Annotated in this window: 12 protein-coding genes and 1 pseudogene; 3 read left to right on the top strand and 10 right to left on the bottom strand. The window is 66.7% G+C overall.

Annotation, left to right across the window (positions count from 1 at the left end; translation table 11 throughout):
• Positions 1-137 precede the first annotated feature (137 nt).
• Both A3OK_RS0104310 and A3OK_RS23475 read left to right on the top strand, forming a co-directional pair.
• Positions 138-1,148, top strand: coding sequence for a 1-aminocyclopropane-1-carboxylate deaminase (locus tag A3OK_RS0104310; RefSeq protein ID WP_019903702.1), 1,011 nt, complete (start codon positions 138-140; stop codon positions 1,146-1,148).
• A gap of 35 nt (positions 1,149-1,183) precedes the next feature.
• Positions 1,184-1,625, top strand: a pseudogene (locus A3OK_RS23475) (ABC transporter substrate-binding protein); the annotation flags it as partial.
• 19 nt (positions 1,626-1,644) lie between these two features.
• Here A3OK_RS23475 and A3OK_RS24515 read toward each other — a convergent pair.
• Positions 1,645-1,860, bottom strand: a complete 216-nt coding sequence (locus tag A3OK_RS24515; protein WP_245259308.1) for a hypothetical protein — start codon at positions 1,858-1,860, stop codon at positions 1,645-1,647.
• 256 nt (positions 1,861-2,116) lie between these two features.
• Positions 2,117-2,296 (bottom strand): hypothetical protein, encoded by a 180-nt coding sequence (locus tag A3OK_RS0104290; RefSeq protein WP_018043340.1) that lies wholly within the window; start codon positions 2,294-2,296, stop codon positions 2,117-2,119.
• Between the two features lie 250 nt (positions 2,297-2,546).
• Between A3OK_RS0104290 and A3OK_RS0104285 the strand changes: the two genes are divergently transcribed.
• The gene (locus A3OK_RS0104285) at positions 2,547-2,852 is read left to right on the top strand and encodes a hypothetical protein (protein WP_036302565.1); all 306 of its coding nucleotides are present in this window, start codon (positions 2,547-2,549) and stop codon (positions 2,850-2,852) included.
• A gap of 12 nt (positions 2,853-2,864) precedes the next feature.
• Here A3OK_RS0104285 and A3OK_RS23250 read toward each other — a convergent pair whose 3' ends face one another.
• The 8 genes from A3OK_RS23250 to A3OK_RS0104245 form a co-directional block, all read right to left on the bottom strand.
• On the bottom strand, positions 2,865-3,521 hold the full coding sequence (locus tag A3OK_RS23250; RefSeq protein ID WP_019903697.1) for a biliverdin-producing heme oxygenase: 657 nt from the start codon (positions 3,519-3,521) through the stop codon (positions 2,865-2,867).
• Positions 3,518-5,716, bottom strand: a complete 2,199-nt coding sequence (locus A3OK_RS0104275; RefSeq protein WP_019903696.1) for a histidine kinase dimerization/phosphoacceptor domain -containing protein — start codon at positions 5,714-5,716, stop codon at positions 3,518-3,520. Before A3OK_RS0104275 ends, A3OK_RS23250 begins: the two co-directional genes overlap by 4 nt.
• A 366-nt stretch (positions 5,717-6,082) precedes the next feature.
• Positions 6,083-7,009 carry a histone deacetylase family protein gene (locus tag A3OK_RS0104270; protein ID WP_019903695.1) on the bottom strand — a complete coding sequence of 309 codons (927 nt, stop codon included), beginning with the start codon at positions 7,007-7,009 and terminating at the stop codon, positions 6,083-6,085.
• Positions 7,010-7,078: 69 nt separating this feature from the next.
• Entirely contained in the window at positions 7,079-7,873 is a 795-nt protein-coding gene (hisN, locus tag A3OK_RS0104265; RefSeq protein ID WP_026596924.1) for a histidinol-phosphatase, read from the bottom strand.
• A gap of 8 nt (positions 7,874-7,881) precedes the next feature.
• Positions 7,882-8,820 carry a phosphotransferase gene (locus A3OK_RS0104260; RefSeq protein WP_019903693.1) on the bottom strand — a complete coding sequence of 313 codons (939 nt, stop codon included), beginning with the start codon at positions 8,818-8,820 and terminating at the stop codon, positions 7,882-7,884.
• A gap of 34 nt (positions 8,821-8,854) precedes the next feature.
• Positions 8,855-9,823 carry a phosphotransferase gene (locus A3OK_RS0104255; RefSeq protein WP_019903692.1) on the bottom strand — a complete coding sequence of 323 codons (969 nt, stop codon included), beginning with the start codon at positions 9,821-9,823 and terminating at the stop codon, positions 8,855-8,857.
• Positions 9,820-11,142 carry a Zn-dependent hydrolase gene (locus tag A3OK_RS0104250; protein WP_019903691.1) on the bottom strand — a complete coding sequence of 441 codons (1,323 nt, stop codon included), beginning with the start codon at positions 11,140-11,142 and terminating at the stop codon, positions 9,820-9,822. The genes A3OK_RS0104255 and A3OK_RS0104250 overlap by 4 nt, the downstream gene beginning before the upstream one ends.
• Positions 11,117-11,869, bottom strand: coding sequence for a DeoR/GlpR family DNA-binding transcription regulator (locus tag A3OK_RS0104245; RefSeq protein WP_019903690.1), 753 nt, complete (start codon positions 11,867-11,869; stop codon positions 11,117-11,119). Before A3OK_RS0104245 ends, A3OK_RS0104250 begins: the two co-directional genes overlap by 26 nt.
• Between the last annotated feature and the right edge of the window lie 496 nt (positions 11,870-12,365).

Raw genomic sequence — 12,365 nt, 5'->3', positions numbered from 1 at the left:
GAATGCGCGGAGGATCTGAGGCGAAAGACGCGAAGGAAGCAATTTTGAAGACCTAAAAATCACTGATCTTCGAGAGCACCTTTCGCATCTCGTTTGATAGCGTTTCGGCACTCTTCCCGTCGAGGACGCGTCACACCATGCTGTCGAAATTCGAGCGCTACCCTCTCACCTTCGGCCCGAGCCCGATCGAGAAGCTGTCGCGCCTGACCGATTATCTCGGCGGCGATGTCGAGATCTACGCTAAGCGCGAGGATTGTAATTCCGGCCTCGCCTATGGCGGCAACAAGCTGCGCAAGCTCGAATATATCGTGCCCGACGCCATCGCGAGCGGGGCCGATACGCTGGTCTCCATCGGCGGCGTACAGTCGAACCACACCCGCATGGTCGCGGCGGTGGCCGCCAAGATCGGCATGAAGTGCCGGCTGATCCAGGAAGCCTGGGTTCCGCACGAGGACGCGGTCTACGACCGGGTCGGCAACATCCTGCTCTCGCGCATCATGGGCGCCGAGACGCAGCTCGTGGACGAGGGCTTCGATATCGGTATCCGCGAGAGCTGGACGGCGGCCCTGGAGGACGTGAAGGCCAAGGGCGGCAAGCCCTACGCGATTCCGGCCGGCGCCTCGGTGCACAAGTTCGGCGGCCTCGGCTATGTCGGCTTCGCCGAGGAAGTGCGGAGGCAGGAAGCCGAGATGGGCATCCATTTCGACTACATCGTGGTCTGCACCGTCACCGGTTCGACCCATGCGGGCATGGTGGTGGGTTTCGCCGCCGACGGGCGCGCCCGCAACGTCATCGGTATCGACGCCTCCTTCACACCGGCCCAGACCAAAGCGCAGGTGCTCGACATCGCCCAGAAGACGGCGGCCCTCATCGGCGCCCCGGCCATCGTTGCCGACGACGTCGTGCTCAACGAGGATTACGCCTACCCGGTCTACGGCGTGCCCTCGAAGGAGACCATCGAGGCGATCCGGCTCTCGGCGCGGCTGGAAGCGATGATCACCGATCCGGTCTACGAGGGAAAGTCGATGCAGGGCATGATCGACCTCACCCGGAAGGGCTTCTTCCCCAAGGGCTCGAAGGTGCTCTACGCCCATCTCGGCGGCGCGCCGGCCCTCAACGGCTACAGCTACACGTTCCGCAACGGCTGATCCCTCAGACGCCGCCGGGCGGCACCGGCGGCAGGGAAGCCCGCACGGTGACGAAGCAGAACGTCGACTGGATGAAGTCGGCGGAGGTGGTCGATGCCCGCACCCTCCGCATCCACCTCAAGACCGCGTTCCCGGCCGCCCTCGAATACCTCGCCGGCCCGACCCCGACCTTCCCGGCCGCCTATTTCCGCAAGGTCGGCCTCGATAAATTCTCGAAGGCTCCCATCGGCACCGGACCGTACCGCATCACCGCCATCGAGAACGGTCGCGGCGTGCTTCGCCAAATACGAGCCCGGCAGCCCGATCGGCGCGCCGCAGATCGGCAAGCTCGAATTCCGCGTCATCCCCGACGGCGACATGCATCGTGGCGGGATCGTGGAACAGCGGCGGACCGCGGACCTGTTCCGCCAGCCCGAACATGCCTACACCCGCGACCTGCTCTCGGCCGTGCCCGGATTGCAGCTGGGCACGGCCTGAATCCGTCGCGCAAGAAACCCTATTTCCGCCAGGCGTCGATCCATGAACTGACCGGCTCGACCACGTAGGAGAGGAGGGAGGAAGCCCAGCCCCTCGCCTTCGCTCCGATCGATTGCTTGCCCTGTCGCCGGGCCTCCGCCTCGGCGGCCTGGGCCACCAGCATCGCGGAGACGTATTCGTTCTCCAGGGGCTTGCACTCGGCCAAAGCCGCCTTCTGAGCGGCATGGATCGCCATGCCGGCGGGCTGTCCGGAAAAGGCCTGCCGCACGCATTTGTGCCAGCGCCGTTCGAGGAAATCGAGATCGCCTTTGGGAGCCGGTGTCTCCTGTGACGCGCCGCTTTCCGAAGCTGCGGGATTTGCCGAAGCCACGGGATTTGCCGATGCCACTGTGCTCGCGGATGCCGCGATGCTCGCCATCAAGGCACCGGCCATTAGGGCATGAAAATTCATCCGGCGCCCTGGTCGACTATGCTCGTTCAGCCCGGTCTGGCTAGCGGGCAAGGGCCCGGGTCTCGTCGAGGACGGCTTCCACCGCAGCGATCGCATTCTCCAGCTCCGCGATGCGGCGCAGGGTGCTGTCGGCCGGCATCGTTTCATGCTCCGCTGCCTCCAGGATCAGGGCGCGCTGGCGAGCTTTGAGACGGTCCAGGAGAGATTCGAGCTTAGGCATGCGCCGCACTTAACCGGGCCTCATCCGATCGACAACAATTGTTTGCGTCGAAACACCCGGATGTTGCGCTGAGCGTACCGCAAAAAACGAAGATTGTACCGGGCCCCGTCCAGGATCGAATGACGGCTCCGCCCTTCCGACTGCCCTCGCGCCGCAGGCTGCGAGGGCGAGGTCGGCCCTCGTCCGGTGCTGAACCTTTCCCCCTGTCGAGGGTTCACAAAGCCTGAGGATAAACCCCGGATCCGTGATCATGTCGAAGTCGATGTCAGCCGAGTTCAAGAGCCGCCGCGATGCCGAGACCGCCGTCGAGCATCTCGTTCAGGAACACGGGATCGACAGGAGCGCCGTGACCATCGCCCCTGCCGGCGAAGACAACACCGCCGGGACCGAAGCGGCCCGCGCCGATATCGAGGATGGCCGTCTCAAGGAGGGCACCGAGGGCGAGCCTGCCTTGGAGGGAGCGATTCGCGTCACCGTCGCCCTCGATGACGGGCTGACCGAGAAGGTGATGACGTCCTTCGAGACCTATGGCGGCCGGGCGATCGACGCCGGGTGATTCGATCCACCGTCAGCGAGCCGCCGTCGCGTCCGAGCCGGACCGGAGCGGGACTCCGCCGGTGAGCCAGATCGCGAGGGCGGCGAACGTCCATCGCGCGCCGTCGATGATCCGGTTCGGCTCGTCGTCCTCGCCCGATCGATCGAGGAAGACCCGGAACGACGCCCACATCGCCGCGATGTCCCGCTTCCCGTAGCTTTCGTAATAGGCGCATCCGTCGGAGGCGATCGCGTCACCGAGGCTTCTGCGGATGTGATGGGCGATGACCTGCCCGCCGAGCGTCGATCCCTCCGTCACGTAAAGTGCGCCGAGGATCGAGGCACGATCGTCGAAGCCCTCGCCCGGAGAAAAACGCGGCAGAGCCTCGATCACCTCCGTCGTCATTCCGAAATGACCGAGGTCCCGTTCCAGCAGATGGAGCTTGCGGCGCGGCTGCGCGAAATCGGCCCCGAAGGCCACGGCGACGGCAGGCTCGAACACCCGGTGAAATCCCCACCAGCGGGTGAGCAGGTCACGGTATCCCTCCGGCGTCGCCATGCGCCTGCGCCAATCGAGCCGGCCTTCGAGATCCTCGTGAAGATCTCGCGTCTCCTCGCGGAGCCGGTCCGTCAGGGTCGGTCGCACCTGCGGGCTCGCGAGATCGCTCGCGCCGAGGGCCGCGCGATTCATGGCGCGGGGGCCGGCTCGGGCGCGCCGATCGAGGCCGTCAGGATCACCCTCAAGCCTGGCCGGTTGTTCGTGTTCTCGATGGTTCCGCCGAGGCGGTCGACCATCGCGTTGAGCATCCGCGTACCGAAGCCGCTGCGCGTGCCGGTTTTTCCCTGGCCCTGGTCGGCGACGATCAGGCGGAAGCGGTGGCGATGCTGTTCGAGACTGATGGCGATCGGCCCGACCGCACCGGCATAGGCGTATTTGTTGGCGTTGATGACGAGCTCGGTCAGGATCAGGCCGATATTCACCGCCGAGTCGGTGGGGATGATGATGGGGGCGAAATCGGTGCTGAACTGCTCCGCCCATTCGATACCCATCGACGACTTCATCTCGGAAACGAGATCGTCGAGATAGCGCGCCAGGTCGATCATCTCGACATTGTCGTCGCTGTAGAGCCGCCGGTGTACCAAAGCCACGGCGGCGAGACGGCGCTGCGCTTCGCTCAGCGCGTCGCTGAGGCCCGCATTGCCTTCCGCCCTCGCCTGCAGGGCGAGGAAGGCCGAGACCAGCTGCAGGCTGTTCTGCACGCGATGGTTCACTTCCTTGATCAGGTAATCCTTCTGGACCAGCAGGCTCTCCTTGTCCGCCACGGTGGCGGCGAGCTCGCGGTTGAGCTCGCGGATGCGCCGGGTCTGGCGCGCCTCGTAGAGCTCGCGCACGATGCGCTGGGCCGCCTCGATTTCGGGCAGGGTCCAGGGCTTGGCGTGGCCGTGGACCTCCTCGGTCCAGGCCTCGAAGGAGGCGCGCGGGCTCAGGACGCCGCCGATGGTGTTCGCGGCCTTGTGCGGATTGCCGGCCCAGTTGACGACTTCGATCCGCTCGGCCCTGAACCACATCAGGATGATCGGCTCTTCTCCCGAGAGGACCACGGCGAGGAGGCCGCTCGCGAGCGAGCGATAGGCGGCGGCTCGTGGAAAGCGCTTGCTGAGAGAATGGGTATGAAGGGCCTGCGCCCCGCCCACGGTCCGGACCCAAGCCGCGATCTCGCGCAGGTCGATCTCGTCGGCGCAGCGCCCGGTCTGGTGAAGATCCCTGCCCTGCAGGAGCGCGAAGCCGTCGGCGCCGAGCATGCGGCGCAGATCTTCGCTCGCCTCGATCAGGATGTCGGCGAGGGGAGCTTCGCCGAGGACCTTCGCGGAGACGACGTCCTCGGCGCTGCGCAGCTGCAGGCGCTCTCGGTAATCCTCGGCCTCCTCCCGCGCCCTGACCTGGCGCGCGAGGCTTCCCGCCAGGGCCTGACAGGCCATGCGCTGTCCAAAGGCGAGGCTGCGGGGCGTACTGTTGTGGCAGGCCACGAGCCCCCACAGGATGCCGTCCTTGACGATGGAAATCGAGGCCGAGGCCGCGACGTCCATGTTGCGCAGATACTGGAGATGGATCGGCGAGACGCTGCGCAGGTCGATGTCGCTCAGGTCGAGCCGGGACATTTCCTTCGGACGTAGCGGCTGCGGCGTATAGGTGACGTCGGGGATCACCCGGACGCGGTTGCGGATGTAGAGCGCGCGTGCCTGTTTCGGGATGTCGGAGGCGGGGAAGTGGTGGTGCAGGAAGCTGCCCAGTTCCGGAACCCGGCTCTCCGCGATGACCACGCCCGCATCGTCGTCGAGGAAGCGATAGATCATCACCCGGTCGAAGCCGGTCAACTCGCGAAACGAGATCGCTGCCCTCTCGCAGAGAGCCTTGAGGTCGGCGGCCCGCTCGAGGGCGCCGCCGGCACGGTCGAGCCAGCCCAGGAGGCTGGCGGCATCGCTCCATATCGACGCCTGCGGCTCGAGCTGGATCAGCCATTGCCCGTCCTGGAAGCGGGCGATGGCGTCCATCGTCGTGTCCCTGCCCGTGACCGGCCCGATCACGGCGGTCTCGTCATGCGGCGCATCGCGCAGACGGGCCGCGCACGCCTCACCGAGGAGGTCCGGCAAGGTTCGCCCGGACCATTCTGCGGCAAGCAGGCCCTCGATGTCGCCGGCGCCCCCGACCACGCTCTGGTCCTCGGCGTTCGCGATCAGCAGAACGCCGTGCGGCTGGATCGCCCCCGGAATATGGATCGGCTCGCGGTCGCAGACGGTGAGATCGGGACCGAGATCGGAGAGGTCGGTATCCTGGCTGGCAAGTATGGCAGGATCGGCCGTCCGGGCGTCTCTCAGTTGCGTCATGCGTCCATTCTGTACCGTAATGTCGACCTTCGGCGACGGCGATGCCGTCGGTCGATTCGCGCCGATCAGCCGCCGTAGCAGAAGACCGACTCCCGTATCATCCCAATCGTATCACGAGAAAGCGATCGTTCTGCCGGTCCGCCGAGCACTTGGCCGGCTGGCGCAGGCCTTAGTGAAGCATCGTGACACGAGCGCTGCGCCCGCGTTGGGAAATGTGAGCTCCTTTATCTAGGATCCGTCCCGAGCTTTGCCATATCCGGATCCGACATAGTTCTCGGATGTGAATGTGTACTTTCATACAATACGCGATGTTTCGAGGTGGTGGACGCCGGCCGCGTCAAGGGCGACGACCTCCCGGAGACATCTTCACGCCCCCGCCAGCATGGACACGTGAGCGGCGACCGAGTCGCCGAGGCCCTTGAGGTCGTAGCCGCCCTCCAGCAGCGATACGATCCTGCCGCCGCAGGTGCGGTCGGCGATTTCCATCACCTTGCCCGTGGCCCAGGCGAAATCCTCCGCCTCCAGCATCAGGTTGGCCAGCGGATCGCGCCAATGCGCATCGAACCCTGCCGAGATGACGATCAGGTCGGGCTTGAACTCCTCGAGACGCGTCAGGATGCGGCTTCGCATCGCCTCTTTGAAGGCGTCGCCGTCGGCGAAGGGCTTGAGCGGCGCGTTGACGATCGTGCCGTGCTCGCCGTGTTCGGAGACCGCGCCGCTACCGGGATAGAGCGGCATCTGATGGGTCGAGCAGAACAGGACCGATGGGTCGTCCCAGACGATGTCCTGCGTGCCGTTACCGTGATGCACGTCCCAATCGACGATGGCGACGCGTTCCGCCCCATGAACCGTCCGGGCGTGCAAGGCGGCGATCGCGGCGTTGTTGAAGACGCAGAAGCCCATCGCCTTGGTGCGCTCCGCATGGTGACCCGGCGGGCGCATGGCCGAGAAGACGTTGCGGGCCGCGCCCGTCATCACGAGGTCGACGCCCTGCACCGCGGCTCCGACGCCGCGCAGGACGCAGTCCATCGTCCCCGGCGAGAGTACGGTGTCGGAATCGAGATGGGTCAGGCCCTCTGTGGGAACCGAGCCGAGGATCGCGCGGACCCAGTCCTCGGGATGGGCGAGGAACACCGATTCGAGTGCCGCCGCCTCGGGCGATCGACGGTCGAGACGTGAGAAATCCGGTGTGCCGAGGGCTTCCTGAACCGCCTTCATGCGCTCGGGCCGCTCGGGATGGCCATGGGGCGTGCGGTGCTCGAGCGCGGCCGCGTGATGGAACAGAACAGTCATCGGACATCCCCTCTCGTTCAATTTGGTATCAGGTATACCAGCTTGGACGCGGGATGACAGGCGCGGATGTCAGGCGCGCAGATAGCGAAGGGCGTCGGCGTGAAGGCTGGCATTGGCCGCGGCGACGACCCGGCCGTCGAAGGCGGGGGTCAGGGCCTGTCCGTCCCAGTCTGTCATCACTCCGCCAGCCCCCTCAACCACGGGCACGAGGGCCATCACGTCGTAGACTTGGAGCCCCGCTTCCACCACGAGGTCGCAATGGCCGCAGGCGAGAAGGCCGTAGGCATAGCAATCGCCGCCGAAGCGGCGCAGTCCGGCCGCCTGGCTGAGCGAGGCGAAGGCATCCGCATCCGGACCTTCGAAGATGTCCGGGGAGGTGGCGAACAGGCGGGCCTCCGCGAGCGACCTGTCGCTCGTCCGCGCGGGCCGATCGCCGAACCACGCGGCCTCGCATGTGCCGCACCAGCGCTCACCGAGCGCCGGCATATCGATGACGCCGAGGATCGGACGCCCGTCCGAGACCAGGGCGATGAGCGTGCCGAAGAGCGGCATGCCGGTGATGAAGCTCTTGGTGCCGTCGATGGGGTCGATCACCCAGGTGAGTGGCCGCTCGAAATCGCCGCCCTCCTCCTCACCGAGGATGCCGTGATCGGGATAGACGCTGCGAATTTCGGCACGCAGGAGGGATTCGATGGCGCGGTCGGCGGCGGTGACCGGACTGGCATCGGCCTTGGCTTCCACCGGCAGTTCGGTGCGGAAGTAATGCCGGGCGAGGGGGGCGGCGAAATCGGCGAGGCGGTGGGCGAAGGCGAGGAAATCCGCTTTCGTGCCCCCCTCCCCGGCTGGAAACGGCGATGCGTCCATGCCCACCATCACAGGCGCCTCAGCCAGAGCGGCCAGTCGGAATGGTGGAAGAGGGTGCGGGCGCGCATGTGCTTCCAGGTCCCGTATTTGTAATAATCGAAATCGAGGGTCGAGACGGCTTCCTGGATCATCGCCCAGGTCGCCCATTTGAGATCGCCCAGGGCCTTCAGGACCGCGATGCGCGCCTCGATCTCGGGGGACCAGCGGCCGAAATAGGCCTCGATCATCTCGCGCTCGATCGCGTCCGGGAACGCCATCTCATCGAACCAGAGGGCGAGTTCGTAGGCGCGCTCGTTATTGGAGGCGTATTCGAAATCGACGAGCAGCACCCTGTCCGCGTCGTCGATCATGAAGTTGCCGGCCAAAGTGTCGTTCATGCAGGGCACGAGATCGAGGCCGGAGGCCGTCATGGCCAGCTTCGCCTCGGCCAAGCAGCGCATCAGGTAGGCCTGGTCGGCGGGAAGCCGGCCGCCCACCTCCGCCACCTGATCGACATGCTCCTCGATCATCTCGAAGATCGTCTTCGTCAGCCCGAGCGGCGCGGAATCGTTGAAGGCCTTGAGGGCATGCACGGCATTGTGGCGCACGGCGGGGCGCAGGAAGTCGAGGTTCGAGGAGGCGCGGTAGCCCTCGACGAAAGCGAAGATCTCGACGCCGGCATCGGGCAGGTAGTCGACGACCTCGACGCCGTAGCCGCAGGCATGGGCGCGCCGGCTGGCATCGTTGGCGCAATCGCGGGTGATGAACATCTCCGTGCCGCGACCGGGCATCTTCACGAAGTAATCCTGCGTCCCGCCGATGGCGACGCGCCAGTTGGTGTTGCTGATCCCGCCCGCCACCGGCCGGTAACGGAGCGGCCGGCCCTGCCACGAGGCGACCCGCGCGAGGATGCCCTCCAGGGCGCGCTCGCCCTCGCTGATGCCGTCGCCCAAGCCCTTCCAGCCCATCACCGTCCAGTGCCTTCGCTCTCGGATGCCCGTGTCACAGCCGGCGAAGCCAGCTTTCGAAATCAGGCGCACCGACGGTCGTGCGCGCGTGCAGGAGCCGCCAGGTCCCGTATTTGTAGAACTCGATCCCGCCGCGAACCGAGGTGATCGCGCGGGTGACGCCCCAGAGGCCGCCCATCACGTCGTCGACGGCGCCGTAGAGGCGGCAGCGGTTGTAGAGGCGTTCGTCGAACCGGCCGGCATGATGCTCGACTGCTTCGCGCCGCTCTGGCTCGAAGGCGCAGACCTCGTTGACGAGGGCGCCGACATCGAACCAGGGGTCGTTGTCGCCGGAGAGGTCGAAATCGACGAGCCGGACGTCCTTCATTCCGGGCGCATCGCCCTCCCCGATCATGATGTTCGAGGCGATGCCGTCATTGTGGCAGAAGCGGATGTCGATTCCCGAAGCGTGGATCGCCTCGCGGATGAGGGCGGCCGTCGCCACGAGGCGATCGGTCCCGTCGGGAAGCGGAGCGCCGACGGCGCGGGCCTCTTTAGCCAGGCGCGCGATCCGCTCGAAGGGGCAGACGCGAAGGCCGAGGAGGCTGTCGCCGTGGAGCCGCTTCTTGGCGTCCAGTGCCCGTGCCAGGAGGGTCTTGTCCTGAAGGTCGCCGACGCGGGCGTAGCGCCAGGGCTCGGGCAGGTAGGCGAGGCCGAGCGCCCCGTCGGCATCGTGGACCACCTCCGGCGCGACGCCGAGGCGGGCGGCCTTGCGCGCCGCCTCCCCCGCCAGGGGCGTCACATCCTTCGCCATGTCGGAGTGGCGGATCTTGAGGAAGACCGGCGCGCCTTCGCGGAACGTGATCAGGACGCAATCCGAAGCGACGGCCCGATGGGTCGGGGACGCCACCGCCGCCGCATGCAGCGCATAGCGCGGATGCCGGGCGATCCAGTCCGGCCGCGCGGCGATGATGGCTTCGACGCGGCGGTCGAAAGGGGTGGTGGCCTCGCCGAAGGGAATCATCTCACCGCTCCGGACGCCTCGTCCGGCCGCTTGAAGAGCAAGGCGCGTTCCGGAGATCCACCGGCGCGGCAGAGGCGCCATGCGGCCCGCAATCCCACCGCCAGCCCGGCTTCGAGGTCCGCGGGCCTGGTCAGCTCGGCCTCGTTATGCGCGACGCCGTCGACGCTGGGAACGAAGACGATGCCGGTCGGGCATTGACCGAGCAGGCTGATCGCATCGTGGCCGGCCACCGTATCCATCCGCAACGACCGCAGGGACGCCTCCTCCGCGCAGGTGGCGACGAGATCGCATACGGCTTCCGGCAAAATGCGGATCGGCCGCAGTGTCCGGCCGGTGATCGTCGACGAGATGCCGGCACGGCTCGCGGCCTCGGCGATCGCCGCCTCCGCCATCAGGCTCGCCTCGGTGAGCAGTCGGTCATCGGCCGTGCGCAACTCCACGCTGAGTTCCACCCGCGCCGGGACCACGTTGGGGGAGTTCGGCTCCACCAGAAGCCGTCCCACCGAGGAATGGAAGCGGCCCGGCCAGCGCTCGGCGATCTCCCTGACCTCGGCGATGAGGTAGGCAGCGGCCAGCAGCGCGTCGCGACGGCGCGGCATCGGGGTCGGGCCGGTATGGGCCTGCTCGCCGGTGAAGACCACGTCGATCTTCGCCGCCCCCCAGTTGCGGGTGACGAGGCCGATGGCCGCCTTCGCTTTCTCCAGAACGAGACCCTGCTCGACATGGAGCTCCAGGTAGCAGGCGGGAAGCGGCGGCGGCCGGTCCGTGCCGAGAAAGCCGATCGCGTCCAGCGCCTCGCACAGAGTGATGCCGGCATCGTCGCGGCTCGAGAGCGCCTCCTCGATACGGCGCGAACCCGCATAGGTGCTGCTGCCGAGCAGACTCGGCCGGAAGCGCGCGCCCTCCTCGCCGGTCCAGTTCACCGCGCAGAAATCCGCTGCGAAGGTCTCGCCCGCGTGTCTCGCCCGCATCAGGGACGCGCCGATGCAGCCGGCCGCTACCACACCGTAGGTGCCGTCGAAGCGGCCCGCCTTGGGCTGGCTGTCGAGATGGGAGCCCATCATCACCAGCGGGGCGCCGGGGATACCCGAGAGGCGGAACAGGGCGAATTGGTTGCCGACTGCGTCGACGAGGATCTCGGCCCCAGCCTCACGGGCGGCGTCGGCGAAGCGGTGACGGGCCTCGCCGTCGGCGGCGGAGGCACAGAGCCGGGTGATACCGCCACCTCCCGTCGCGCCGCAGGTGGAGATGTCCGCAAACTGCGCGTGGAACGCGCGCGCCGCCGCTGCCGTATCAGGAACTGATGAGGTCGATGTCATGCTGGGTGAAATGATCCAGGAACGGCTGCGGCGGCGGCCGGTCTGTGACGAGGGTGAGCCGTTCCGAGAGTCCGAAGGTGCAGAGGTTCGCCTGCCGACCGAACTTGCGGGAATCGGCGAGCAGCACGCTCTGGCGCGCCTGGCCTCTGAGGACCTTCCGCAACGCGGATTCGTGCTCCTCGTAATCCATCCAGCCATGGGTGATGTCGCAGGCCGCGATGCCCATGAAGGCGAGATCGAAGTAGAACCGCTGCGCGTAGGCGACCGTCTCGTAGCCGACGAGGGCGTTGTCCCTCGCCCGCAGCATCCCCGGCGTCAGGTTGACCCGCGCCGGGCCGTTGCCGAGATGGAGCGCGACGTCGATGGAATTCGTCGTGACCGTCAGGTTGCGCCCGCTCAGGCGCCGCGCGAAGGCCAGCGTCGTCGTGCCCGTGTCGATGAAGATCGACATCCCGTCGCGGATCAGCCCCTCGGCATTCGCGGCCACTTTGGCCTTCTCCCGAGGATTGGTCTTGCCCCGCTCGTGCAGAGGCCGGTCCTGGTCCAGGCGAGGCGGCACCGCGCCTCCGTGGATCCGGCGAAGGACGCCGCGCTCCTCCAGCACCTTGAGGTCGCGCCTGATGGTTTCCTCGGACACCCTGAGATAGGCGGCGACGTCGGAGACCCCGACCCGTCCCGTCCCGTTCAGACGGGACAGGATTTCCTGATAGCGATGGTCGGTCAGCATCGGCGTCGGCGTCTCCCCAATCCGCCGGAGCGTAGCGATTTTGGAGAGGTGAAACCGCAGGAAAACACGTGTTTCGCACGCTGTTTCCCATGGAGATTGCAGTCGGCACTGCCGCGCCGCGCCGCCTAGCCTTCGATCCGGGCCTCGTCCCGTCCCTCAGGGGTTGTGACGGCACCCGGATTCCGCCACCCTGACCTTCAGCGCCCCGTCTCCAAATCTCGTCGCGAACGACCGGGTTCGAAGGGCTGTGATCGGGCATATCCAACGGGTCGGCATGTCCTTTCCGATGTCTCATGTCGTCCGAACCGAGATGCCGATGGTCAGCCGATGACAATGTCGCTCACGGAAAGCGAAGGCAGCGGCCGAGAGGCTCAAAGAGGTCCACGGTAAGGCCGTCTGTCAATCCGAATATGCCCGATTTGTGGGAATTTTGGAAAGTTGCCTGAATTATCTGCCTTTTGCTGTCTGTGGGATCAGGCTTGCCTGTTTCTGCGAC

Origin of the sequence: Methylobacterium sp. 77 (assembly GCF_000372825.1) — a bacterium.
In the GTDB taxonomy this organism is placed as follows: domain Bacteria; phylum Pseudomonadota; class Alphaproteobacteria; order Rhizobiales; family Beijerinckiaceae; genus Methylobacterium.
Note: the sequence above shows the minus strand (reverse complement) of the source record. Positions and strands in the feature narration are given on the sequence as shown.

Excerpts from the sequence above, each read along its gene's own strand:
- A3OK_RS0104290 (WP_018043340.1), bottom strand. The coding sequence starts at position 2,296 with ATGCCTAAGCTCGAATCTCTCCTGGACCGTCTCAAAGCTCGCCAGCGC.
- A3OK_RS0104245 (WP_019903690.1), bottom strand. The coding sequence starts at position 11,869 with ATGCTGACCGACCATCGCTATCAGGAAATCCTGTCCCGTCTGAACGGG.
- A3OK_RS0104255 (WP_019903692.1), bottom strand. The coding sequence starts at position 9,823 with ATGATTCCCTTCGGCGAGGCCACCACCCCTTTCGACCGCCGCGTCGAA.
- A3OK_RS0104270 (WP_019903695.1), bottom strand. The coding sequence starts at position 7,009 with ATGACTGTTCTGTTCCATCACGCGGCCGCGCTCGAGCACCGCACGCCC.
- A3OK_RS0104260 (WP_019903693.1), bottom strand. The coding sequence starts at position 8,820 with ATGGGCTGGAAGGGCTTGGGCGACGGCATCAGCGAGGGCGAGCGCGCC.
- A3OK_RS0104285 (WP_036302565.1), top strand. The coding sequence starts at position 2,547 with ATGTCGAAGTCGATGTCAGCCGAGTTCAAGAGCCGCCGCGATGCCGAG.
- A3OK_RS23250 (WP_019903697.1), bottom strand. The coding sequence starts at position 3,521 with ATGAATCGCGCGGCCCTCGGCGCGAGCGATCTCGCGAGCCCGCAGGTG.
- hisN (WP_026596924.1), bottom strand. The coding sequence starts at position 7,873 with ATGGACGCATCGCCGTTTCCAGCCGGGGAGGGGGGCACGAAAGCGGAT.
- A3OK_RS0104310 (WP_019903702.1), top strand. The coding sequence starts at position 138 with ATGCTGTCGAAATTCGAGCGCTACCCTCTCACCTTCGGCCCGAGCCCG.
- A3OK_RS24515 (WP_245259308.1), bottom strand. The coding sequence starts at position 1,860 with ATGGCGATCCATGCCGCTCAGAAGGCGGCTTTGGCCGAGTGCAAGCCC.
- A3OK_RS0104250 (WP_019903691.1), bottom strand. The coding sequence starts at position 11,142 with ATGACATCGACCTCATCAGTTCCTGATACGGCAGCGGCGGCGCGCGCG.
- A3OK_RS0104275 (WP_019903696.1), bottom strand. The coding sequence starts at position 5,716 with ATGACGCAACTGAGAGACGCCCGGACGGCCGATCCTGCCATACTTGCC.